This is a genomic window from uncultured Thiodictyon sp. (assembly GCF_903828115.1).
Lineage (GTDB): Bacteria > Pseudomonadota > Gammaproteobacteria > Chromatiales > Chromatiaceae > Thiodictyon.
The window spans coordinates 1-21307 of the sequence record NZ_CAIKKU010000490.1 but is presented as its reverse complement, the minus strand read 5'-3'; the positions used below and the strand labels follow the sequence as shown (position 1 = coordinate 21307).

General features: G+C 66.0%; 20 protein-coding genes. 7 read left to right on the top strand and 13 right to left on the bottom strand.

The window, feature by feature from the left end:
- The 7 genes from QZY48_RS18040 to QZY48_RS18010 form a co-directional block, all read right to left on the bottom strand.
- A partial coding sequence (locus QZY48_RS18040) for a F0F1 ATP synthase subunit A (RefSeq protein ID WP_295433656.1) occupies positions 1-592 on the bottom strand: 592 nt, incomplete at its 3' end.
- Positions 576-899 carry an ATP synthase subunit I gene (locus QZY48_RS18035; protein ID WP_295433653.1) on the bottom strand — a complete coding sequence of 108 codons (324 nt, stop codon included), beginning with the start codon at positions 897-899 and terminating at the stop codon, positions 576-578. The genes QZY48_RS18035 and QZY48_RS18040, both read right to left, overlap by 17 nt.
- Entirely contained in the window at positions 892-1230 is a 339-nt protein-coding gene (locus tag QZY48_RS18030) for an AtpZ/AtpI family protein (RefSeq protein ID WP_295433650.1), read from the bottom strand. The genes QZY48_RS18035 and QZY48_RS18030 overlap by 8 nt, the downstream gene beginning before the upstream one ends.
- Positions 1223-1612, bottom strand: coding sequence for a F0F1 ATP synthase subunit epsilon (locus QZY48_RS18025; RefSeq protein WP_295433647.1), 390 nt, complete (start codon positions 1610-1612; stop codon positions 1223-1225). Before QZY48_RS18025 ends, QZY48_RS18030 begins: the two co-directional genes overlap by 8 nt.
- Positions 1609-3006, bottom strand: coding sequence for a F0F1 ATP synthase subunit beta (gene atpD, locus QZY48_RS18020; RefSeq protein ID WP_366929726.1), 1398 nt, complete (start codon positions 3004-3006; stop codon positions 1609-1611). Before atpD ends, QZY48_RS18025 begins: the two co-directional genes overlap by 4 nt.
- A gap of 38 nt (positions 3007-3044) precedes the next feature.
- Complete coding sequence (locus QZY48_RS18015; protein WP_295433641.1) at positions 3045-4199, bottom strand: transporter substrate-binding domain-containing protein; 1155 nt, start codon at positions 4197-4199, stop codon at positions 3045-3047.
- A gap of 13 nt (positions 4200-4212) precedes the next feature.
- Positions 4213-4980 carry an SUMF1/EgtB/PvdO family nonheme iron enzyme gene (locus tag QZY48_RS18010; RefSeq protein ID WP_295433638.1) on the bottom strand — a complete coding sequence of 256 codons (768 nt, stop codon included), beginning with the start codon at positions 4978-4980 and terminating at the stop codon, positions 4213-4215.
- 588 nt (positions 4981-5568) lie between these two features.
- Here QZY48_RS18010 and QZY48_RS18005 point away from each other — a divergent pair.
- The gene (locus QZY48_RS18005; protein ID WP_295433635.1) at positions 5569-8568 is read left to right on the top strand and encodes a tubulin-like doman-containing protein; all 3000 of its coding nucleotides are present in this window, start codon (positions 5569-5571) and stop codon (positions 8566-8568) included.
- A 31-nt stretch (positions 8569-8599) separates the two neighbouring features.
- Positions 8600-9031: a cupin domain-containing protein gene (locus QZY48_RS18000; protein WP_295433632.1), complete on the top strand. Its 432-nt coding sequence runs from the start codon at positions 8600-8602 to the stop codon at positions 9029-9031.
- A 61-nt stretch (positions 9032-9092) separates the two neighbouring features.
- Here the strand turns inward: QZY48_RS18000 and QZY48_RS17995 are convergent, their stop codons facing one another.
- From QZY48_RS17995 to QZY48_RS17970, 6 genes are all read right to left on the bottom strand, one after another.
- Entirely contained in the window at positions 9093-9692 is a 600-nt protein-coding gene (locus QZY48_RS17995; RefSeq protein ID WP_295433629.1) for a DedA family protein, read from the bottom strand.
- Positions 9693-9848: 156 nt separating this feature from the next.
- Positions 9849-11231: an amino acid permease gene (locus tag QZY48_RS17990; protein WP_295433627.1), complete on the bottom strand. Its 1383-nt coding sequence runs from the start codon at positions 11229-11231 to the stop codon at positions 9849-9851.
- A gap of 379 nt (positions 11232-11610) precedes the next feature.
- The gene (locus QZY48_RS17985) at positions 11611-12258 is read right to left on the bottom strand and encodes a lactate utilization protein (RefSeq protein WP_295433624.1); all 648 of its coding nucleotides are present in this window, start codon (positions 12256-12258) and stop codon (positions 11611-11613) included.
- A complete protein-coding gene (locus QZY48_RS17980) occupies positions 12251-14737 on the bottom strand; it encodes an EAL domain-containing protein (RefSeq protein ID WP_295433622.1) in 2487 nt (828 codons plus the stop codon). Before QZY48_RS17980 ends, QZY48_RS17985 begins: the two co-directional genes overlap by 8 nt.
- Positions 14738-14748: 11 nt before the next feature.
- Positions 14749-15963, bottom strand: coding sequence for a TonB-dependent receptor (locus QZY48_RS17975; RefSeq protein WP_295433619.1), 1215 nt, complete (start codon positions 15961-15963; stop codon positions 14749-14751).
- A gap of 2 nt (positions 15964-15965) precedes the next feature.
- On the bottom strand, positions 15966-16409 hold the full coding sequence (locus QZY48_RS17970; RefSeq protein WP_295433616.1) for a hypothetical protein: 444 nt from the start codon (positions 16407-16409) through the stop codon (positions 15966-15968).
- 376 nt (positions 16410-16785) lie between these two features.
- On the opposite strand from QZY48_RS17970, the gene QZY48_RS17965 reads away from it, so the two are divergent.
- The 5 genes from QZY48_RS17965 (at position 16786) to prpB (ending at position 21147) form a co-directional block, all read left to right on the top strand.
- The gene (locus QZY48_RS17965; RefSeq protein ID WP_295433613.1) at positions 16786-18678 is read left to right on the top strand and encodes a propionyl-CoA synthetase; all 1893 of its coding nucleotides are present in this window, start codon (positions 16786-16788) and stop codon (positions 18676-18678) included.
- Positions 18611-19009: an addiction module protein gene (locus tag QZY48_RS34885; protein WP_366929725.1), complete on the top strand. Its 399-nt coding sequence runs from the start codon at positions 18611-18613 to the stop codon at positions 19007-19009. The genes QZY48_RS17965 and QZY48_RS34885 overlap by 68 nt, the downstream gene beginning before the upstream one ends.
- Positions 19006-19302 (top strand): type II toxin-antitoxin system RelE/ParE family toxin, encoded by a 297-nt coding sequence (locus QZY48_RS34880; RefSeq protein WP_366929724.1) that lies wholly within the window; start codon positions 19006-19008, stop codon positions 19300-19302. Before QZY48_RS34885 ends, QZY48_RS34880 begins: the two co-directional genes overlap by 4 nt.
- A gap of 256 nt (positions 19303-19558) precedes the next feature.
- Positions 19559-20266, top strand: coding sequence for a GntR family transcriptional regulator (locus QZY48_RS17960; protein WP_295433611.1), 708 nt, complete (start codon positions 19559-19561; stop codon positions 20264-20266).
- Entirely contained in the window at positions 20263-21147 is an 885-nt protein-coding gene (gene prpB, locus QZY48_RS17955) for a methylisocitrate lyase (protein WP_295433608.1), read from the top strand. The genes QZY48_RS17960 and prpB overlap by 4 nt, the downstream gene beginning before the upstream one ends.
- Positions 21148-21307: the final 160 nt, after the last annotated feature.

The following is a 21307-nucleotide window of genomic DNA, read 5'->3' as shown; positions in this document are numbered from 1 at the left end:
TGAGCAGCCCCAGCGCCGTCATGAGGATCGGGAAGAGGAAGGGCGTGATGGTGAGCAGGATGGCAATGATCATCGCGCCGCTCATCATGTTGCCGAACAGACGCACCGCCAGGGCCAGGGTCCGTGAGACCTCGCTGATGATGTTGAATGGCAGCATCATGAAGGTCGGCTCCATGTAGGATTTCAGATAGCCGGCCAGTCCCTGGTCGGCGATGCCGAAGGCGGGCACGGCCACGAGGACACAGAGCGCCAGTGCCGTCGTGGTCGAGAGCGAGCCCGTCGGCGGTTCATAGCCGGGGATGACCGTGGCCAGGGCCGCTGCGGCGACGAACAGGAAGAGGGTGCCGAGAAAGCCGAGATACTGCCTTGGTTGGCGCAGCCCGACCTCCTCGATCTGCCGTTCGATGCCCGTGACGAGGATCTCCAGCAGGTTCTGCCAGCGCGAGCGGGTCAGCTCGGTGGAGAGCTTGCGCGTGATGAGCTTGGAGCCCAGGGCGAGCACGAACATCAAGCCCCAAGTGAACGCAATGGTGGCATTGAGCTTGATGAACCCGTAGTGCCAGAAGATCGTCTGATCAGGACTCAAGTCCACGGTTTGCCTCCTGGGTGCTTGCCGCGCGAATGACCGCAGCGGGGCGCGCGGCCACCCGGGTCAGGGCCAGGCGGGCGATCACGAATCCGAGCAGACACGCAAGCATCCGCTCCCAATGACCCGCGCCGACCAGATAAAACCCGGCCAGTACGATACCAGTGCGCAGCACCAGGCTGCCCAAGAGCCACCGACCCGGTCGCGGGGACTGAAGGCCCTTGTGCAGCGTCCACCACAGACCGCCGAAAAAGACCGCCCCGAGCAGCAGCCCCGCGACCACCGCCAACCCGAGCGCCAGCGGCTCATTCATCGCGCCCCTCCTGCTCTTCCCGCATGGCCCGCTCCTCCTTGGCCACCCAATGCCAGGCGTTGAAGCAGCCGAGCGTCAATCCGCCCACCAGGAGCGCCAGCGCCCAGGAGTGGGTGCCCGGGAACTGCTTGTCGATCCAGAGTCCAAGCGCCGCGCCGAGCAGTGTCGGCACGACCACCGACCAACCGATCAATCCCATCATGCCGAGCCCGAACCAGACCCCCGGCGTCGGGTTGCGTTGTGCCTTGAGCTTGCGCGCGGCCTTGGCGCCGACCGTGTCGGCGAGGTCTGGACCGGTGTGCGAGCGTCTACCGAGCGGATCGTCATTCATGTTGAAGGCTCATAAACCGGCGCAGAACGCCCGTTTCCAGTTTTGCCATGACCGCGCGCAGGCCCTGCTCCTGCGCGTCCAGGGTCAGAAACTCCTGCTCAACCGCCGCGCGCAATTGGCCGAGGTCAGTGCCGCCGATCGCCCGGCGGACCGAGACCAGTACGTTAGGACCGGTCTTGACCAGCACCCCTTCGTCCACGGCGAGATAGACCTCGCCATCGGCGTCGGTGGCGTAGGTCAGGATGCCGGGGGCCAGCGCCGCGACGCAGTCGAGCCGGTGCGGCAAGAGCCCGAAGGAACCCTCGCGCGTCTCCGCGACGATGCGCGTCACGCCGCTCCGATCGGCGAACACCTGGAATGGCAGGAGCACCTTGAGATTCATGGCGCCTTCTCCCGCATCTGCGCCTTTGCCTTGGCCTCATTCACGGACCCGATCATATACAGGGCGGCCTCCGGCAGGTCCTTGAACTCATCGTTCAAGATGCGTTCGCAGCCGTCCAGCGCGTCCGCGAGGCTCACGAGCTTGCCGGGGAGGCCGGTGAATTGCTCGGTGGTAAAAAAGGGCTGGGTCAGGAAGCGCTCCAGGCGGCGCGCACGGGCGACCAGATTGCGGTCCGCGGGCGAGAGTTGCTCCAGGCCGAGCATCGCAATGATGTCTTTGAGCTCCGCGTATTGGGCCAAGGTACGGCGGATCGCCCGCGCCAAGGCATAGTGGCGTTCGCCTACGATGCCCGGCGTCGTCATCTTGGAGCTGGATTGGAGCGGGTCGATGGCGGGGAACAGTCCCTCGCTCGCCCGCTTGCGCGACAACACGATAGAGGCGGAGAGATGGGAGAAGGTATGCACCGCGGCCGGGTCGGTAAAATCGTCCGCCGGCACATAGACCGCCTGGATCGAGGTGATGGCGCCGGTATCGGTGTTGGCGATGCGCTCTTCCAACCCGGCCAGCTCGGTGCCCATGGTGGGCTGATAGCCGAGGCGCGAGGGCATCTGGCCCATCAGCCCGGAGACCTCCATACCGGCCTGAATGAAGCGGAAGATATTGTCGATGAGCAGCAGCACGTCGCGATGCTCCTCGTCGCGGAAATACTCGGCCATGGTGAGCGCCGCGTGCCCGATCCGGAATCGGCTGCCGGGCGGCTCGTTCATCTGGCCGAAGACCATGACCATGTTCGGCAGTACGCCGGCGCCCTGCATCTCGCGGTACAGTTCCTCGCCCTCGCGACAGCGCTCGCCGATGCCGCAAAAGAGGCTGACGCCTTCCTGATGCCCGATCATGTTGTGGATCATCTCGGTCAAGAGCACCGTCTTGCCCACCCCCGCCCCGCCGAACAGCCCCGCCTTGCCGCCGCGCTCCAGCGGCATCAGCACGTCGATGACCTTGATGCCCGTTGCAAAGACCTCGGACTTGGAGGAGCGACGTGCCAGGGGCGGCGGGGCGCGATGCACGGAACGCCACTGGATCCGGGTCGGCGGCGGCTGGCGGTCGATCGCGTTACCGAAGACATCGAACATCCGACCGAGTATCCCTTTGCCCACCGGCGCCTTCAGGGGTCCGCCCGTGTCCTCGACGACCATGCCGCGGGCCAGACCCTGGGTCGGCGTCAGGGCGATCCCGCGTACCTGATGGGCATCGCGCTGGGCCAGCACCTCGATGACGATCTGCCGCTGCGGCCCCGCGCGCAGTAGGGTGTAGATCGGCGGCAGCCGCGCCGCGAAGTGCACATCCACGACGCTGCCGCGCACCGCGACCACCAGGCCGGTATTGGGTGACACGTCGGCGAGCGGCGGGCGGCGATCCGGCTCAGGCGCGCTCAATTCTCCATAAAACGCTTCAGCAATGCCTTCTTCAGCTCTTCATACTCCTTCCTGTCGATCAGCCCGCCCTTGTAGAGTTCTTCCGCCTCCTTCAATTTGCCCTTGAGTCCATCTCGGGTCGACGGGCCGGCACTGGGTTCCTTGGCGGGCGCGACGGCGCCAGCCGCGGGCGCGGGCGAGGGGATCTTGAGCTCCAGGCCGACATTGAGGACATTGGCGTATTTCACCGTATCGCGGTTGGCGGCATAGATGATCGGCCAGCGTGTGGGATCGCCGTAGAACTGCAGCGCGATCCGCGACAGGGTATCGCCCGGCTTGACCACATAGGACGCCAGGGTGCCGCCCTTGATCGCTTCAGGCTCCAGGCTTGGATCGAACTTGGAGTATTTGCCGATCAGGCGGGCGAGCTTGCCGTCCGCCTTCATCCGGGAAAGAAAGTCATTGACAAAGATGAGCAACCCGTGATCCCCCTTGGCTACCCCGATCCCGTACTGATCCGCGGACAGGGTGCCGTCCAGGACATAGAGATCGGGGCTCTGCGCGGCCGCGTGGTCGAGAAAGACCTTATCGTTGATCAGTGCATCCGCCTTGCCGCTGCGCAGGGCTCCGTAGGTCTCGGCCGTCCCCGTCACGAAGAAAAAACTGGCGTCCGGCACCAGTTCGCTGATGAGCCGCTCGCCGGTGCTGCCGCGCGTCGCAGTCACGGTTTTGCCGGCCAGGTCCGTATAGCTCTGGATCTTGGCCTGGTCGCCGGCCTTGATCATGACGGCTAGGCCGGTCGTAAAATAGGGATTGGAAAAATCGATGACCTCAAGCCGCTCCCTGGTGATGGAAAAGCTGGAAATCACGAGATCCACTTTCCGCTGAAGGAGCACCTCTTCCCGGAACTTCGGGCCGGCCAGCATCACCCACTCCGGCTTGACACCAAGCGCATCGGCCAGGGCCCTCCCGAGATCCGGATCGATACCGACCAACTCCCCCTTCTGGTCCCGGTATTGGATGGGCGGGATGTCCTCCCGGATACCGATCTTGATCACCCCGCTATCCCTGATCTCCGCCAGACTGCGCGCCTGAGCGCCGTTGCCGCAGAGCAGGACCGGCACCAGCGTCAATGCCGTCAGCAACCACACGAATCGGTTCAGCGGTCTCATCGTCTTGCGCCCCTCACGGTGATGTCGGGCCCGCATCGCGACAGGTCCGAAATCCGATGTAGTGTTGGTAATTCCGTTTGGTGCCGAGCCGGTTCACGCGCTTCAGATCGGCGGCGGCGTGGTCGGCCTTGATCCAATACCAGTAGCCGCCCGCGAACGCCGCCTCGTCGGCTCCCGAGTCAACCCATTCGCTGACGTTGCCGACCATATTGAGAAGCCCATGGCTGTTACGGTCGCGCTCATCGCTGACCGGCCGGGGGCTGTCCATGGTATCGCCGCTGAGATTGGCGGCAGAGGGGTCGCGCACCTGCCCCAAGGCAAAGAGCCACTCCCCTTCTTTGCACAGTCGCTTCCCGCCACTCTCGGCAAATCGCTTGGCATCCTCCCAGGTGACATCCACCACCGGCATGTCATTGGTGAAACCCTTGGGCGTCTTGTAGCCGGGGGCCCAGGCCTTGAATGCCGCGATGCTGACCTCGGTCTTGTCGATCCAGAAATCGGCGACCTTCACCATCCCCTCGTAAAGCGGTGGCGCCGGGGCCGGCACCGGCACCGGCACCGGGGGACCAGGTTCCACCCTGGCCGCGGGGGGCGACGGCGGTGCGGCAAGGTCCACGGGTTCGGCGGGAGCCAGTGTCACCGGCGTGTCGGCAGGCGCCGGCTTGCTCCCCAACAATTTCATCCCGCCGTAGCCGAGGGCGCCAAGCACCAGCAGGGCGATCACCGCCAAGGCAATCACGCCACCGATCGGTCGGGCGCGGCCGGCTCCCTGGTCGCTCACCAAGAGCTCCCTGCCGCATTCGGGGCAGAGGGCGTCGGCACCGTCGGGAATCGTTATCGCGGCCCCCGTATCGGCCTTGGAGCAATTTCCGAATCTGGTGCATTTGCCTATTCGCTCGGCCATGGCTCATCTCCCCACCCGCAAAGATGGTGGCAATTGTACTTGAGTTCCGTCGAAAAACGGCCGGGGAACGGCAACCAGGACGGATAGCCCTCCATCCACTCAACTGCCCGCGACCGCCACTGCCGCCGATCTTAGCCCCGCGCGGGGCGAGCGGCAAGGGCGTTCGCGGCGCCCGACCGAGGCCTCGCGAGACAGTCGGATGCGCCGCGAGGGCGGGCGCTGGGCTGGCGGGAGCGGCACGGTTGCTCGATAATGAGGCACCGTTTCGTTCCCGTCCCTGAGGCCGGACCCAACTTGCCGACGCGGTGCCGGTGGCGGCCGCGGCCGACCGGCACACCGCGGCTCGCCGCTCCAGCCCCCGCGCTACCCCGGATGCGCACTCGGCCCCGGGCCGCCTGACGGCCGTCGGTCGCCACCGCCGGGGCCGCCCGGCCACCTCACACTGTTCAACCCTGAGAATCGGACATGAAGAACCACTTGGTCATCGGTCTGGGCGGCACCGGGGGCAAGATCCTCCGCGCCCTGCGCAAGAACGTCTTTCAGGAATGGCGCGGCGGCGAACCCGACCAGGTGCGGCTGCGCTATCTCTATGTCGACTCCAGCAAAGAGATGATGGCCATCGACGACGCCACCTGGCGGATTCTCGGGGAGAGCGTACAACTCGCCACCCGCAGCCAGCTCTTGATTACCGGCGGCAATCTCAATCAGATTCTCGACAATATCAGCGGACATCCGAACATCCAGCCCTGGATCGGCAGCCGGGACCAATGGAAGGACATTCTCAATAGCATCGTCGGGGAGACCCTGGGCGGCCAGAAGCGCCGGCTCGGGCGCTTTCTGTTCGCCTGCAAGGCGCGCCAGTTCAAAGACCAGATCAAACAGTTGGCCGGCGAACTCACCACCGGCGGTGACGCCAGTGTGACCTTCCACCTGTGCTGCGGCCTGGCGGGCGGTACCGGCAGTGGCGCGGTGATCGATGCGGTGGCGCAGATTCGGGCGCTCTACCGCGACCCCAAGATGTATCGCATCGTCGTTTACGCCCTGTTACCCGAGGAGATTCCCAATCCGAATTGGGATACGGGCAATTATCACGCCAACGGCTATGCCGCACTGGTCGAGCTGAACGCGCTCAGCGTCGGCGCCTATCAACCCCACGACCTTGCGGAGCGCGGCGAGCGCCTCGCACTCAGCGATCCGTTCAACGGCTGTTACATCTTTTGTAACCGCAACGAAAACGGCCTGCAGGTCGATGTCGACAAGACGCTGCCCGGCATCCTGGCCGATTTCCTGTTTCAGAAGCTGATGGCCGTGCGCAACGCCGAGGCGATGAAGCTCTTGGAAAAGATGGAGAACGCCGAGAACGGCGACGGCACCCCGGAGACGCGCACGGGCGGCACCACTCCCCTGCGCTCAAAGCGGTTTCTTACTTTCGGCATCAAGCGTCTGGCCGTGCCCGAGGGCGAAATCCGCGAATATCTCACCTATCAATTCGCCCGCCAGGCCGCCCTGCAACTGCGTTACAACAACTGGGACGATACCTTCGGCTTTCGGGATGAACCACGTAATCAGGATTTCGGCGAGTTCGTGCGCGACCAGCAAACGCTGGAGCGCTGGTCGCTGACCGACGAACACCTGACCCTGTCGCGCGGTATCCTGCCTGAGGAAATCAATAACAAAAAATGGAAGCCCATCGTCAAGGAGTGGCTCGATCTGCTGCCGCAGCTCATGGGTCTGGTGCAGACCCTGGACGACGAGGTCTGGATCAACGAGATCGATAAGCTGATGGCGCAGGGGTTCGACGACAACTTCCGCGGGCTGGGGGTACGCAAGTTCTACGAAACCAAGCTGCAGGCACGCAAGGACCATGTCCGCGAATTGCGCCGGCGGGTCGAAGGCGAATTGTTCGACGAATGGAAGAACGGCGTCAAGTCGATGCACGACATTGCCCGCTGCCTGAGCGCGCTGAGCGCCGCGTTGCAAGAGCGGCTGGTGGCCTCCGACGATCGGATCAGCCGTGCCAAGAGCGTGAGCGCCGACGCCGAGCAGAAGGTCGCGGCCAACCGCGTCGCCTATGCCAACGTCGGTCTGGTCTCGCAGCTGCTCGGCAAGCGCCGCGGCCTGCTCGACGCCGAGGGCGAGGCCCTGCGCGAACTCTATACCGCCCGCACCCAGGTGGAGGCCTGGGCTTACGCCAAGCGTCTGCTCCAGGAGGCGATCAGCGAGTTCAATGCCCTGGCGAGCGATGTCGCCGCCTGCACCAGGCTGGTGGACGATTCGATCAAGGAATTCCAGGAGCGGATCGACGCGCGCTGCAACGATGGCGCAACGCCGGATCTGCGCCAACCGCTGGTGCGCTTCTACAATGCGGAAAACGTTCGGCTCTTCGGTCGCGAACTGGAGAAGGACCGCGGCGAGCAGACGCGGCAGGCCCAGGCGGTGCGCGTCGCCCTGATCGAGCAGTTCGCGGCCGATCCGACCTTTTCCGCCTTCCAGGCGCGGATCAGCCGCCAGCGCTTCTTCGACGTCTTGGAACAGCAATGCGCGGCCAGTTCTCAGAGCGCGCACGACGCCCTGGTTTCATCCAACCGCGAGCGGCGCCCCCTGCTCGGGGTCAACATCATCGGCCAACTGGAGCGGGAGTATTCCGGGCGCACCGACGAATTGAAGAAGTTCATCCACGACCTGGTCAACCAAGCCGGTAACTTCCTCGAATTCGACCCCCAGGCCGTGGTGCTGGGCGCGGCCAAGACCAAGGTCTCCCAGTTCCTGGTCATACTCCCCAAGGCGCCCGATCTGGCGCAGTTCGGCGAGGCGCTGGAGGCCCTGTTCCGCGACAACTTCCGGGGTGACGTGCCGGTGGACATCATCCGTAGCGAGACCAATCTGAACGAGATCACCCTGCTCGGGCTGACCAATCTGTTCCCCTTGCGCTACGCCAAGGCCACCCGCTTTCTCAAGGAGCAATACGAGCGGCGTATCGCCCAGGGCGGCAATCCGGAGCGCATCCGGCTGGAATTGAACGGCGAAGGCGACGGTACCCAGTGGCCCGCCATCCTGTTGGCCGATGAACGCGCCCAGCGCGACCAGGCGCTGCCGGCCCTGCTGCTGGCCAAGGCCCTGGGTCTGATTGCCGCGGTCACCAGCCCGACGACCGGTATCAGCGAACTCTACCTGATCGGCGAGGACGCCGAGGGTCTGCCGGTGCGGACCCGCCTGGGAAAGGGATTGCCGGAGGTCTTCGAGGGCATCGACCTCACCGCCGCCCAGGGCCTTGTCGATGCAGTCCAGGCACGGTTGAGTCAGGACGCCTTTCGCCATGTGGACCAGCGGACCGCGCTCCAAGCGGCCGTGCGCGACGAGCTCAAAGGGGTTCTCGCCGAGCGGCGCAATGACTTCGAAGACCCGGTTTACCGCCGCTTCGAGACCGCCGCACGGGCCGCGATTCAAGCCCTCAAGAACGATTGATCGATACCTTTGACGCGGGACACCAGAGACGATGAAGATAGGATCGGCAATACTCGGGTTGGCACTGGTACTCGGTATCCGGGGCGCGGCGGCGCTGGACCCGAGCGGCACCGTGCAGGTCACACCACTGCTGAAGGCCACGACCAGTTGGAACGGGCAACCACTGACCTATCCGACCGAGCCGGCGGAGGTCACCGGACTGCTGGTAGAGATAGCGCCGGGCGGCGAGACCGGCTGGCATAGGCACCCGGTCCCCTCCTTTGCGCTGGTGTTGGCAGGGACCCTGGAGGTCACGCTGCAAGACGGTTCGGTGAACCATCTGGAGGCCGGCGAGGCGCTCGCGGAAGTGGTCGACACCCTGCACAACGGGCGCAATGTCGGCACGGTACCGGCTAAATTGGCAGTGTTTTACGCCGGGGTCCGCGGGCAGCCGGTAACTGAGAAGGCCCTGCCCGCGCAGTGACCAAAGGAGCGCGGGCGTCCCGCCCGCGCGCGTGGCGCCGGGCCGTGGGGCGCCCGGCTCCTCAACCCCGCTTGCGGTGCCACAGGATATAGCCGCCCAAGGTGAGCCCGACGAAGACCAGGACGGCGCCCGTGACCAGGGGCAGGTTATCCCGCAACAGGTTCTCGTTGCCGCCGATGAACCAACCCATGGCGATCAGGACCAGGGTCCACAGGCCCGCGCCCAGGCTGGTATAGAGGCTGAAGGTCACCAGATTCATGCGCGTCAGCCCGGCCGGCAATGAGATCAGGTGACGGATGCCCGGGATGAGGCGCCCGGTAAAGGTGGAGATGGCCCCATGGCGGGCGAAGAAGGCGTCGGTCTTGTGCAGCAGCGGCGGCCGCACGAAGAAATAGCGCCCATAGCGCTCCAGGAAGGGCCGCCCGACCAGCAGGGCAAAACCGTAGTTGATAAAGGCCCCGGCCAGGCTTCCGAGGGTGGAAGCGAGGAAGATCAGGGGCACGCTCATCTGTCCCTGATAGGCGAGATAGCCCGCCGGGATCACCACCAACTCGCTCGGCACCGGCAGGACGGTGGACTCCATGGCCATGAGGATGAAGATGCCCGCATAGCCCCAGTCGTGGACGGTGAGCAACAACCAATTGATCAATTCGTGCAGCATAGTCGTGGGCCCCCTGGCCCGAAATGGTTAACCCGAAATCCGGGAACTCTCCAAGCCAGCCCGTGAAGGCCGTGCGAGTCGGCTGGAAATAGACAGGGCCTTCCGCGTTACGGCTGCCAAGTCGCTGCGCCTCCTGTGCAATTGGCGCTGCGCCGGCTAGGCCGGCACCGCCAACGCACTGTGGTGCCGCGAATAGGTGAAGTAGATGAGGAGCCCCAACGCCAGCCAGACGCCGAAGCGCAGCCAGGTCACCAGCGGCAGGCTGGCCATCAGATAGAGGCAGGAGGCGGCCCCCAGGAGCGGGATCAGGGGCGAGAACGGGGTGCGGAAGGGGCGCGGCAGATCCGGATGCGTATAGCGCAGGACGAGCACACCGACCGACACCAGGAAAAAGGCGGCCAGGGTTCCGATGTTCACCAACTCCGCCACGTCCCCGATGGGGGTGAGCCCGGCAATGGCGGCCATCAGGAGCCCGCTCGCCGCGATGACCCGAACCGGGGTCTGGGTGCGGGGGTTGACCCGGGCGAAGAGCGGCGGCAGCAGACCGTCCCGGGCGATGGCGAGGAACACCCGGGTAAGCCCGTAATACAGGACCAACATGACCGTGGTCAGGCCGGCGATGGCCCCCGCGGCGACCAATCCGGCGCCCCAGGGATAGCCCAGACGCAGCACCACGTCCGCCACCGGTGAGCCGACGTTGAGCGTGGCATAGGGCACCACGCCAGTCAGGAGCCCGGCCACCAGGATATAGATCAGGGTGCAGACCGCAAGCGACACCAGGATGCCGATGGGCAGGTCGCGCTGCGGGTTGCGCGCCTCCTCCGCCGCGGTAGAAACCGCGTCGAAGCCGACATAGGCGAAGAAGATCAGGGCCGCCCCGCCCATCACGCCGCTCCAGCCGAAGGGCATGAAGGGGCTCCAGTTGGCCGGATTCACATGGGAGACGGCGATGGCGATGAAGACCCCGATCGCCAGGAGCTTGATCAGGACCATGGCGGCATTGAAGCGCGCACTCTGGCGTACCCCGAGCGTCAGCAGCAGGCCCAGGATCAGGACGATGGCGGCGGCCGGTAGATTGATCAGCCCGCCCTCCAGCGGGCCCTTGAGCAGCTCCGCGGGGAGCGCCAGCCCCATCGCCTGGAGTGCGTTGTTCATATAAGCCGACCAGCCAATGGCCACCGCTGAAACCGCGACAGAATACTCCAGGATCAGGTCCCAGCCGATGATCCAGGCGACCAGTTCCCCCAGTCCGGCATAGCTGTAGCCGTAGGCACTGCCGCAGCCGCCGATGGCCGCGGCCAGTTCCGCATAGGCCAGGGCGGCGAAGGCACAGGCAAACCCGGCGACCACGTAGGACAGGACAATGGCTGGGCCCGCGTAGGTGGCCGCCGCGACCCCGGTTAGGACGAAGATCCCGGCGCCGATGATGGCCCCGACGCCAAGCAGGGTCAGGTCCACCGGCCCCAGGACCCGCCGCAGGCCGGTGTCGACCAGGTGATGGTCGGCGTTGATCGTCTTGGTACGCAGCAGTCCGGTCATGTGCGCCTCCGATGGCGAGTGGAATAAGGTGCGGATCACGCCAGGTCGTCGGGCGGGCGAGCACGCGTCCAGGGGGCGCGCAGGCCGTCCTGAGTCGGCAGGCGCGCCCGTCGCCCCCCAATCCACTAGCGTATCAGTGTTGGCCCCCTGCAAACTACAGAAAGTGACAGGGCCAGGTCGCAGGCCCGCGCCGCCGGTCGACCCGCAACCACACTTCCACCTCATGAAAAAGCCGCGCGATAGGGGCCTTGCGGTCGGGGTTGCCGACGGCGTGAGGTAGGAACCGGACCCCGCAGCGCTGCCCGAAGTGGTTGATGGGCACGGCGCTCGCTGCCCCCGGTCCACCGCGGGAGGCCACCAGGACGGTCGTTGGCTGGGTCTAGCGTACCAGCACGATCAGTTCCTTGGGGCCGTGGACGCCATAGGTCAGGGTCTGCTCGATATCGGCCGACTTGGAGGGTCCGGTGATCAGGAGCGCGTTGGTCGGCATACCCTGCGCCCAGTCCTGGGCCGCGAGCAGTTCGGCGAAGGTGCTGTAGATACTGTCGGCGTCCAGCAGGACCACATGGATCGGCGGCACCAGGGAGAGCAGGCGGGGCTCGTGCGCGTCGGGCCACAGCACCAGGCTGCCGGTTTGCGCCACCGCGCCGCGGCAGCCGCTGAAGCCCGCCAGGGCGGCCTCGAAGAGCGCGTTTCGGCACTGTTCGACCGGCTCCAGGTAAGGACGCAGGCGCACGGCGGGTTCGTCCGGCCACCCCTGGGCAAGGGCCGCGCCGTGGCACCCGCCGGGACCGAACAGCAGGTCGCGCACCTGGCGTCGGCGCAGCAGGTCATGCAGAAACCGCGGCCATTGGGTAGCGACCCGATGCACCTCCCCATGGACGGCCGTGAGCCGCTCCTGAAAGCGCGCCAGCCGTTCCGCGCTACCCCAGGGGAAGCGGCGCGGCGGCCCGGCTGCCGCAGCGCCGACAGGGTCGCGACGGGTCGCACGCAGTCGCTCAAGGATCAATCGTCGGGCATCACACATTGAAATTGTCCTCTACGCGCTCGCGCCGGGCCACGGGACGCGGCCAGGGGCCGTGTTCGGCCGTGGCGGTTGGTCGACCGAGGTAATAACCCTGGGCGCAGTCCACCCCGAGCTCGCCCAACACGGTATAGATCGCGGCACTCTCGACGAATTCAGCGGTCACCTGCTTACCCATCCCATGGGCCATATCGGTGATGGCCTTGACGAAGATCCGGTCCTCCCGGTTGGTGGCCAGCTCGCGGATGAAGGCCCCGTCGATCTTCACATCGTCCACCGGGAGTCGGCGCAGATAGGCATAGGAGGCATAGCCGCTGCCGAAGTCGTCCAGGGCGAAGCGGCAGCCGAGCCGCTGAATCCCCTGCATCAGTTCGGTCGCCCGCGCGATACTCGCCACGGCAGCGGTCTCCGTGACCTCGAAGGTCAGGCGCGTCGGGGCCACCCGGTGCTCCTGGAGCATCCGCTCGATGTCCGGCAGGAGCGAGGGGTCGTCCATCGCGCTGCCGGACAAATTGACCGCCAGGCGCAGGCGTAGGTCCCGACCGAGGATGCCGACCGCACGGGCCATGACCCAGTGATCGATGGCCTGGATCTGACCGGTCTTCTCCGCCACCGGGATGAAGCGGTCCGGATAGACCAACTCCCCGCGGGCGTCGCGCAGCCGCAGCAGGGCCTCCCAATGGTCGATGGTGCCGGTGGCGATGGTGACGATGGGTTGGAAATGCAGCTCAAAGCGCTCATCGCGCAGGCCCTCCGTGATCTTGTCCCGCCAGGTGACCCGCGCGTCCGCCTGCTCGCGCGCCTGATCCGCGGCGGCAAACAGGTGCCAGCGCCCGCGGCCCTTCTCCTTGGCCTGGAACATGGCCAGATCGGCATTGGCCAGGAGCTCCTGGGGCTCCTGGCCCTGGTCCGGAAACAGGGCGATGCCGATGCTGGCGGTCACCCGGTGGACGCGGCCGTGCTCGCGGACCTGGATGGAGCGCACCGCGGCCTGGATGCGCTCGGCACACGCCAGGGCCGCCGCATCGGTACATTCCGGGACGACCAGGGAGAATTCGTCGCCCCCCAGGCGGGCCAGGATGTCGCTCGGATGGGTCAGCTTGCTCAACTCGTCGGCGACCCGCTGCAGCATCACGTCTCCCACTTGGTGGCCACTCAAGTCATTGACGTCCTTGAATTGATCCAAATCCAGGAACAACAGGGCGCCGCGATGGCCGAAGCGCTGTGCCTGATCGAGGACCCGCCCGAAGTCATCGTTGAAGCGCCGCCGGTTGTAGAGCCGCGTCAGGGGGTCATGGTCAGCCAGCCACACCAGGCGGGTCTCGGCCTCCTCGCGGTCACGCTGGAGCATCTCCATGCGGTCGGTCAGGGCCTGGGCGGTTTCACTGAGCCGGTCCAACTCATCCGCGGGGGTCAGCCGCCCGCCGACCGGCGGCAGACTGGCGCGCAGTTCCGCGTAGCGGTTCTCCGCCAGGAGGGGCAGCGCGGCGGCGACACGGCGCAGCCGTCCCACCGAGGATTGGGCCAGCCAAAACAGCAGGGAGCCGGACAAGACCAAGCCGCCCAGGCCCAGCATGATGCTGTTGCGGGTCGCCTCCTGGATCGCCCGACGCTCGGCCGTCACCTCATCGACCACGAGGGCACTGACCCCGGGGGCCAGACCATCGACGCGGAAGACCTCGAACCACTGGCCGCCAAGCTCCCCCAGCACCGGTTGCCCCACCCCCGCGGCCGGGCCGGGGTTGCGGGTGGAGGCGGCCGCCAGGTCGGGCGCCAGGGCGCGAATGATCGGCGCGGTGCGGCTCGGATGGGTCATGGCCGGAAACCGCGGCGGCGGCGCCCCGCCGTGCGCGTCGGTCGCGGTGAACACCGCCACCTCGGCCCCGGTCAAGACGTTGAAGGCGAGCAGGGCATCGGCCAGGGAGCGTCCGAGGACCAGGGTCCCTGCGGGCTTGCCCTGCCACAGGACGGGCGCGGCAAGAAACTGGAGACATTCGGGCTGGCACGCGAGCAACTGCGTGGCGGCGTCGTTCTTCCTGGTAAGCGCGGTCAGCAGTTCCGCCCCCGGGGCTGTTACGTCCGCCGGCCAGACCAACGACAGGCGCCCATCCGGGGTGATCCAGAAGACCGAGCGGACATCCCACTCCAGGCCCAGCAGGGCGCCCTCAGTCTCCAGGCCCCGCCGCAGGCGGGAGCCGAAGTCCTGCACCGTATCGGCGCCGCCGTCCGGTCCCAACGTCGGCACCACGCTCACCAGGCGGGTCATCTCCTCGTAGTTGCGCCCCAGCAGACCGCGCAGCTGACGGACCTGATTCTCCCGTACACCCGACTGCTGGAGCTCGAACTGGGCCGTTGAATGCCGGTAGGCCATGAGCGCGAGCGCACCATTGACCACCAGCAGGACCAACGACAGCGCGATCAAGGCCTGCCAGCGCAGGCTCATGAATTCCAGTCGGGTCCATTGTCGGCGCGGACTGTCCACGATGTCTCCCGCTAGAAACGCACGGCGAGTTGCAGTGCAAAGAGGTCCCAGTCCTCCACCAAGGTCGCCGGGTCGTTCTCGCGGGCGGCAATCGTGTAGGTACCCTGGTGGCGCTCGTATTGGGCCCGCAACATGACGTGGGGGTTCAGGTCCCAACGGACCCCGAGGCTCCAGATCTTGGCAAAATAGTCGCTGGGCGGGACCGCGCCGCCCAGCGACGCGGACGCGCGCGTGCCATCGCGATCCTTGCGGTCGGTGAAGCCTTCCTCATAGCGCAGCATCAGTTCCAGCCCCGGCCGCACGCGGTAGGCCCCTTGCAGGTAATAGCCTTCACCGGAGGTTTTGCGATAGGGAAAATCTACACCGTAGTCCTGCCACTCCAGGGGTAATCGCGAGTACTCAGAGGTGAGAGTCCAATGTTCCGTGTTGTACTGCGCCGACAGGATCAGGTAGTTGATTGCCGTCTCGCCAGCACCAAGGTCCAACCCCACACCGGGCCGGTAGCCGAGCACGGAGGTGAATCCACTCAGTCCGAGCCGCAACCGTTCTTGAAAGGCCGAGTACCAGAGACTGCCGACCCAAGCGACCCCCCGCGGTATGAACTTGCCGGGCAGGTCATCACCCAGAAAAGCCCATTCGAGATTCTCATCGACCACCGGCTGACCGCCACCCAAAGTGAACGAAAGGTCGCCGTACCCGGTGGACGTTTCGCCGTACACCATCACCCCATCGGTCGAGAGGACCAGATTTCGCACCTTGTCGAAATAGATGACCTGGGGCAGGAAGATGCTCGGGCGGGTAAAGGGGACATCGCGTGTCTCGTTGTAGAGCCCCAGCGGGTTCTTGAGGCGCCCCAGGCGCACCCCCAGACGCCGGGTGGGCGTCTCATCCAGCGTCACGTCGGCCAGCCCATAATCCAGGGCGGGCGTGCCGTCATACATGTCCCCGGCGCGCCGCGCCAGGACCTGCCCGGCGAACAGGACGCGCCCATTGAGCTGATAGGAGGCGTTGAGCGCGACCTCGATGAAGTTCCACGACAGGTCCGGACTGTCGCCGAAGAAGCGGTTCGCGCTCGTCTTGACCGCGGTCAGGCTGGCAAAGCCGTGGATCTGCAGGCGCTCCCCCTGCAATTGCTCCCACCACGCCGACGCGCGGCCCTCGTCGGCGGCCGCGGCGCCGGCGGCCAGGGCCAGGAGCCAGGGGACCAAACGGGATGTCACGGCCATGATCAGCGGACCTCCAGGGAGCGCACGGGCGCGTCGGCGGGCACTGACCCGACATAGCCCAAGGCGCCGGGGGTGGCGGCAACACGCCGCATCATCTCGGCCTCGCTCGCGACGGTGGTCGGGGCCTGACCGGTACCGGAGAACAGTTGGCGATCCCAGACCCGGCGCAGTTGGTAGGGATAGAGCCCCAACACGGCAGTGGCGAAGCGGCGGTGCAGCGGGTCCTCGTCGGGCAACACGAAGACCTTGACCGGTACACCGTTCGGCCAGGTCTTCAGCCGCATCGTGAGGTACAGGCGCGCTTCATTGGTTGTTATCGCCGTCACCCCGACCCCGGGGTGGACAATCATCTCTTGGGCGGACAGGGCGCACGCACACGCGAGCAGGACCAGGCACAGGCCCCCGACAGCGGCGCTGCGCGGCCGCCGCCAAGGTGCGCCGCTCAATCGAAGACCCCAAGCCCGTCACGGGGAAAGCCGCCTGGGGTGCCGCGGTCCGCGCAAATCGTGTGCCGAGTGGGCATTGCTGTTCGCCTGGTTGCGATTGGGTTCGACGCAACGGCGACGGGGCCACTGCCGCCGCGCCGTCGGCCCGCCAAGCCCGCGGGGACCGCCCCTGGGGCCCGCCCCGCGCGCCGCCGCGGGGCTGGACAGGACGCCAGGATAGCCGGGATCGACCCCGACGTGTAGTGGTTTAGAGGTGGGGAGGCGGTTGCGCGAAGATTGCACGGCGCGCCCGGAGCGATTAGTGTTGCGCGGCACGAAAATCAGCAACACCGCGGGGCCGTCCGGGACCGCGGTCACCCCTACCGGAGGAGATGTTATGGGCTACAAGGCCACCTACGATCGCTCGATGAACGAGCGCGACGCGTTTTGGGCGGAAGCCGCCAGTCTGATCGACTGGATCAAACCCTGGGACCGGGTCCTGGACGACTCCACCCCCCCCTTCTACCACTGGTTCAGCGGGGCCGAGCTCAACACCTGCTACAACGCCGTGGACCGCCATGTGGCCACCCGCGGCGACCAGCCGGCGGTTATCCACGACAGCCCGGTGACGAACTCCAAGGAGATCATCACCTACCGGCAGTTGCAGGAGCGGGTCTCCCGGTTTGCCGGCGCGCTCAAGGACCTTGGCGTGACCAAGGGCGACCGGGTTATCGTGTACATGCCGATGGTGCCGGAGGCGCTGATCGCCATGCTCGGCTGCGCCCGCATCGGGGCCATCCATTCGGTGGTCTTCGGCGGCTTCTCCGCCCGCGAACTGGCCACCCGCATCGACGACGCCAAGCCCAAGGTCATGGTCGCCGGCTCCTGCGGCATCGAGACCAACCGGGTCGTGCAGTACAAACCCCTGCTCGATGAGGCGATCAACCTCGCCGAGCACAAGCCCGAGCACTGCATCATCTACCAGCGCCCGCAGGAACCCGGCACCCTGGTCCCCGGCCGCGATATCGGCTGGGCGGAGGCCGTCGCCGCCGCGCAACCCGCCGACTGTGTCCCGGTGGCCGCCACCGACCCCCTCTATATCCTCTACACCTCCGGCACCACCGGCATCCCCAAGGGTGTGGTGCGCGACAACGGTGGCCACGCCGTGGCCCTGGCCTGGAGCATGGGCGCCATCTACAACATCAAGCCCGGCGAGGTCTGGTGGTCCGCCTCGGACGTGGGCTGGGTGGTGGGTCACTCCTACATCGTCTACGCCCCGCTCCTCATCGGCGCCACCACCATCGTCTATGAGGGCAAGCCCGTCGGCACGCCGGACGCCGGTGCCTTCTGGCGCGTGATCGAGGAGCATGGGGTCAAGGCCCTCTTCACCGCCCCGACGGCGTTTCGCGCCATCAAGCGCGACGATCCCAACGCCGAACAGCTCAAGCGCTACAACCTCAAGGGCTTCCGCACCCTGTTCCTGGCCGGTGAGCGCTGCGACCCGGACACCCTGCAATGGGCCGAGCGGATCCTCAAGGTGCCGGTGATCGACCACTGGTGGCAGACCGAGACCGGCTGGGCCATCGCCGCCAACTGCACCGGCATCGAACTGCTGCCGGTCAAGCCCGGCTCCCCCACCTGTGCGGTCCCGGGCTACGACATCCAGGTCCTGGACGAGGAAGGCGAGACGGTCAAGCCCGGCGACATCGGCCGGATCATGATCAAGCTCCCGATGCCGCCCGGCTGCCTGCCGACCCTGTGGAACAACGACGAGCGCTACGTCCAGTCCTACCTCGCCATGCAACCCGGGTATTACCTGACCGGTGATGCCGGCTACATCGACGAGGACGGCTACGTCTACGTCATGAGCCGCATCGACGACATCATCAACGTGGCCGGTCACCGCCTGTCCACCGGCGCCATGGAAGGGGTGCTGTCCGGCCACCCGGACGTAGCCGAGTGCGCGGTCATCGGTGCCGCGGACCAACTCAAGGGCGAACTGCCCCTGGGGCTCGTGGTCCTCAAGAACGGGGTGGACCGGGACCCGGCGGTCATCCGCAAGGAACTGGTCAACAAGGTACGTGAGGACATCGGCCCGGTGGCGGCCTTCAAGACCGTGGTCATCGTCTCGCGCCTGCCCAAGACCCGCTCCGGCAAGACCCTGCGCGGCACCATGAAGAGCATCGCCGACGGCAAGGAGTACAAGGTCCCGGCGACCATCGATGATCCGGCGATTCTGGACGAGATCGCGGTCGCGCTGGAGGCCATCGGGTACGCCAAGCACGGCTGAGGCGACGGGGCCAAGTGCCCCCCACCCGCTGCTGCGGCAGAGGGCAGGGGGCGTGCTTCACCAACCATCTGTGCGGTCGAATCAGAAGGTCTTATCCTTACCCATGAACACGCAACTTCTCGACCAAGCTCGCAGACTTAGCGTGGATGACCAGATTGCGCTGGTGCAAGCGCTGTGGGACGACATTGCGAGACGTAACCGCGTGCCGCCCCCGACGGAGGCTCAAGAAGCGGAGCTTGACAGACGGCTCGCAGACCATGATGCGAACCCTGACGACGTGGTTCCATGGAGTGAAGTCAAGGCCGCGGCACTTGCTGACATCGGACGATGAGCGTTGCGGTCGCCTTCCGCCGGGCCGCACGTACAGAATTCCTCGAGGCGGCAAGATGGTACGAGTCACAGCGCCGCAACCTTGGACACGAGTTCATCGCAGAAATTGACCGTTGTGTCGCCCTCGCTGCCGCGCAGCCTCAGGTCTATGCTCCCGTTTACAAGGGCGTACGCTGCATTACCGCGGAGCGGTTCCCGTACAGCGTCTACTTCCGAGTGGAGGTACGGCGCATTGTCGTTCTGGCCGTCTTTCACGGCAGCCGCGACCCATCAAACTGGCAGAGCCGAGCCTGACAAGGCGCTCAAGCTTATTCGTCGCGCGCAACCTCACTTACCGCAAGTAGCGGTTACCCCGGTTTCTTGCGCCGGCATGTACTCTTAATGGACGAAAGTCGCCTACCCGCGTGGGAAGATGACGCGCCGAGTTGGCGATTGACGCCCCCCACGATCCTTGATGGACACAATACTCTCTATTGTCGACACAGTGGCTTGACATGGCCCAAGGATCGGCTATCTTTGGCACCAATCAAGCTAAAGTGTCGACACTTCGATGGATGCCATCGCTGAGCCCTTACCCGAGGAGGCATCCACCATCGCCGATCGCGTCTTCGGGCAACTGCGCCAGGCGATCGTCGAGGGCGAGTTCGCGCCCGGCAGCAAGATCAGCGAGCCCGAGTTGGCCGCCCGCCTGGGGATCAGCCGCGGCCCCCTGCGCGAGGCCATGCGCCGCCTGGAGTCGACCAATCTCGTGGAACGACGGCCCAACCTGGGCGCGCGGGTCATTACCCTCTCCAGCGAGCAGTTGCTCGAGATCTACCTGATCCGCGAGGCCCTGGAGGGCCTGGCCGCCCGCCTGGCCGCCGAGCGGATGTCCGCGGCCGGGATCGCGGACCTGAAGGGGTTGCTCGCGCAACACCGCGCCGAGATCGCCCGGGAGTCCTGGCAGGCCTATTTCCAGAAGGAAGGGGACCTGGACTTCCACTACCGCATCGTCCAGGGCAGCGGCAACCAGCGCCTGATCGGTATCCTGTGCGACGACCTCTACCACCTGGCGCGCATGTACCGCTGCAAGTTCGGGATGGTCAGCGACCGGGCGCGCGATGCCTTGAAAGAGCATGAACTGATCCTCGATGCCATCGCCGAACGCGACGGCGAACTGGCCGAACTCATGATGCGCCGACACATCCGCGCCTCCCGGCGCAACGTCGAGCGCCGACTCGCAACCGACACCACCACCCAACCTCGGACCGACCCATGACCCAAGCAAACACCCCCGGCGCCCGTCTGCGCCAGGCCGTCAAAGACGAACACCCACTCCAGGTCGTCGGCGCCATCAACGCCTACCACGCCATGATGGTGGAGCGCACCGGCTACCGTGCCGTCTACCTCTCCGGGGGCGGGGTCGCGGCCGGGTCCTTCGGGGTGCCGGATCTCGGAATCACGAGCCTCAATGACGTGCTGGAAGACGTGCGCCGCATCACCTTCGCAACCGAGCTCCCGCTCCTCGTGGACGCCGACACCGGCTGGGGCGGTGCCTTCAACATCGCCCGCACCGTGCGTGAGATGGCCCGCGCCGGGGCCGCCGGGATCCACATCGAAGACCAGGTCGCGGCCAAGCGCTGCGGGCACCGCCCGAACAAGGCCATCGTCTCCAAGGAGGAGATGGTCGACCGTATCAAGGCCGCCGTGGACGCCCGCACCGATGACCTCGTCATCATGGCCCGCACCGACGCCCTGGCCGTGGAAGGGATCGAGTCCGCCATCGAGCGCGGTATCGCCTGCGTCGAGGCCGGCGCCGACATGATCTTCCCCGAGGCCATCGTGGAACTGGCGCAGTACCGCCGCTTCGTCGCCGCCGTCGGGGTCCCGGTGCTGGCCAACATCACCGAGTTCGGCGCCACCCCACTCTTCACCACCAAGGAATTGGGTGAGGCCGGCTGCTCGCTGGTCCTGTATCCCCTGTCCGCCTTCCGCGCCATGAACAAGGCGGCGCTCAACGTCTATCAGGCAATCCGGAGCGACGGCACCCAGGCCAATGTCGTGGACACCATGCAGACCCGCATGGAACTCTACGACTATCTCAATTACCACGGCTTCGAGCAGAAGCTCGACGCCCTGTTCGCGGCGGACAAGGACTAAGAAAGTCGGGTCCGCAAATGAACGCAAACGGGATTTGAGTTCATTTGCGGACAATAAGTAACGAGTCAGAAATAAGTTAAACAACGAGTGCCATCGTTGTCGCGGTCGTTGTCGTTGTCGTTGTCGTTGTCGTAATCGGAGAAGCGATGCCATTTGGCAT

Coding starts and splice junctions, on each gene's coding strand:
- QZY48_RS18035 (WP_295433653.1), bottom strand. CDS start 899: ATGAATGAGCCGCTGGCGCTCGGGTTGGCGGTGGTCGCGGGGCTGCTG.
- QZY48_RS18030 (WP_295433650.1), bottom strand. CDS start 1,230: ATGAATGACGATCCGCTCGGTAGACGCTCGCACACCGGTCCAGACCTC.
- QZY48_RS18025 (WP_295433647.1), bottom strand. CDS start 1,612: ATGAATCTCAAGGTGCTCCTGCCATTCCAGGTGTTCGCCGATCGGAGC.
- QZY48_RS18015 (WP_295433641.1), bottom strand. CDS start 4,199: ATGAGACCGCTGAACCGATTCGTGTGGTTGCTGACGGCATTGACGCTG.
- QZY48_RS18005 (WP_295433635.1), top strand. CDS start 5,569: ATGAAGAACCACTTGGTCATCGGTCTGGGCGGCACCGGGGGCAAGATC.
- QZY48_RS18000 (WP_295433632.1), top strand. CDS start 8,600: ATGAAGATAGGATCGGCAATACTCGGGTTGGCACTGGTACTCGGTATC.
- QZY48_RS17995 (WP_295433629.1), bottom strand. CDS start 9,692: ATGCTGCACGAATTGATCAATTGGTTGTTGCTCACCGTCCACGACTGG.
- QZY48_RS17990 (WP_295433627.1), bottom strand. CDS start 11,231: ATGACCGGACTGCTGCGTACCAAGACGATCAACGCCGACCATCACCTG.
- QZY48_RS17985 (WP_295433624.1), bottom strand. CDS start 12,258: ATGTGTGATGCCCGACGATTGATCCTTGAGCGACTGCGTGCGACCCGT.
- QZY48_RS17975 (WP_295433619.1), bottom strand. CDS start 15,963: ATGGCCGTGACATCCCGTTTGGTCCCCTGGCTCCTGGCCCTGGCCGCC.
- QZY48_RS17965 (WP_295433613.1), top strand. CDS start 16,786: ATGGGCTACAAGGCCACCTACGATCGCTCGATGAACGAGCGCGACGCG.
- QZY48_RS34885 (WP_366929725.1), top strand. CDS start 18,611: ATGATCCGGCGATTCTGGACGAGATCGCGGTCGCGCTGGAGGCCATCG.
- QZY48_RS34880 (WP_366929724.1), top strand. CDS start 19,006: ATGAGCGTTGCGGTCGCCTTCCGCCGGGCCGCACGTACAGAATTCCTC.
- QZY48_RS17960 (WP_295433611.1), top strand. CDS start 19,559: ATGGATGCCATCGCTGAGCCCTTACCCGAGGAGGCATCCACCATCGCC.
- prpB (WP_295433608.1), top strand. CDS start 20,263: ATGACCCAAGCAAACACCCCCGGCGCCCGTCTGCGCCAGGCCGTCAAA.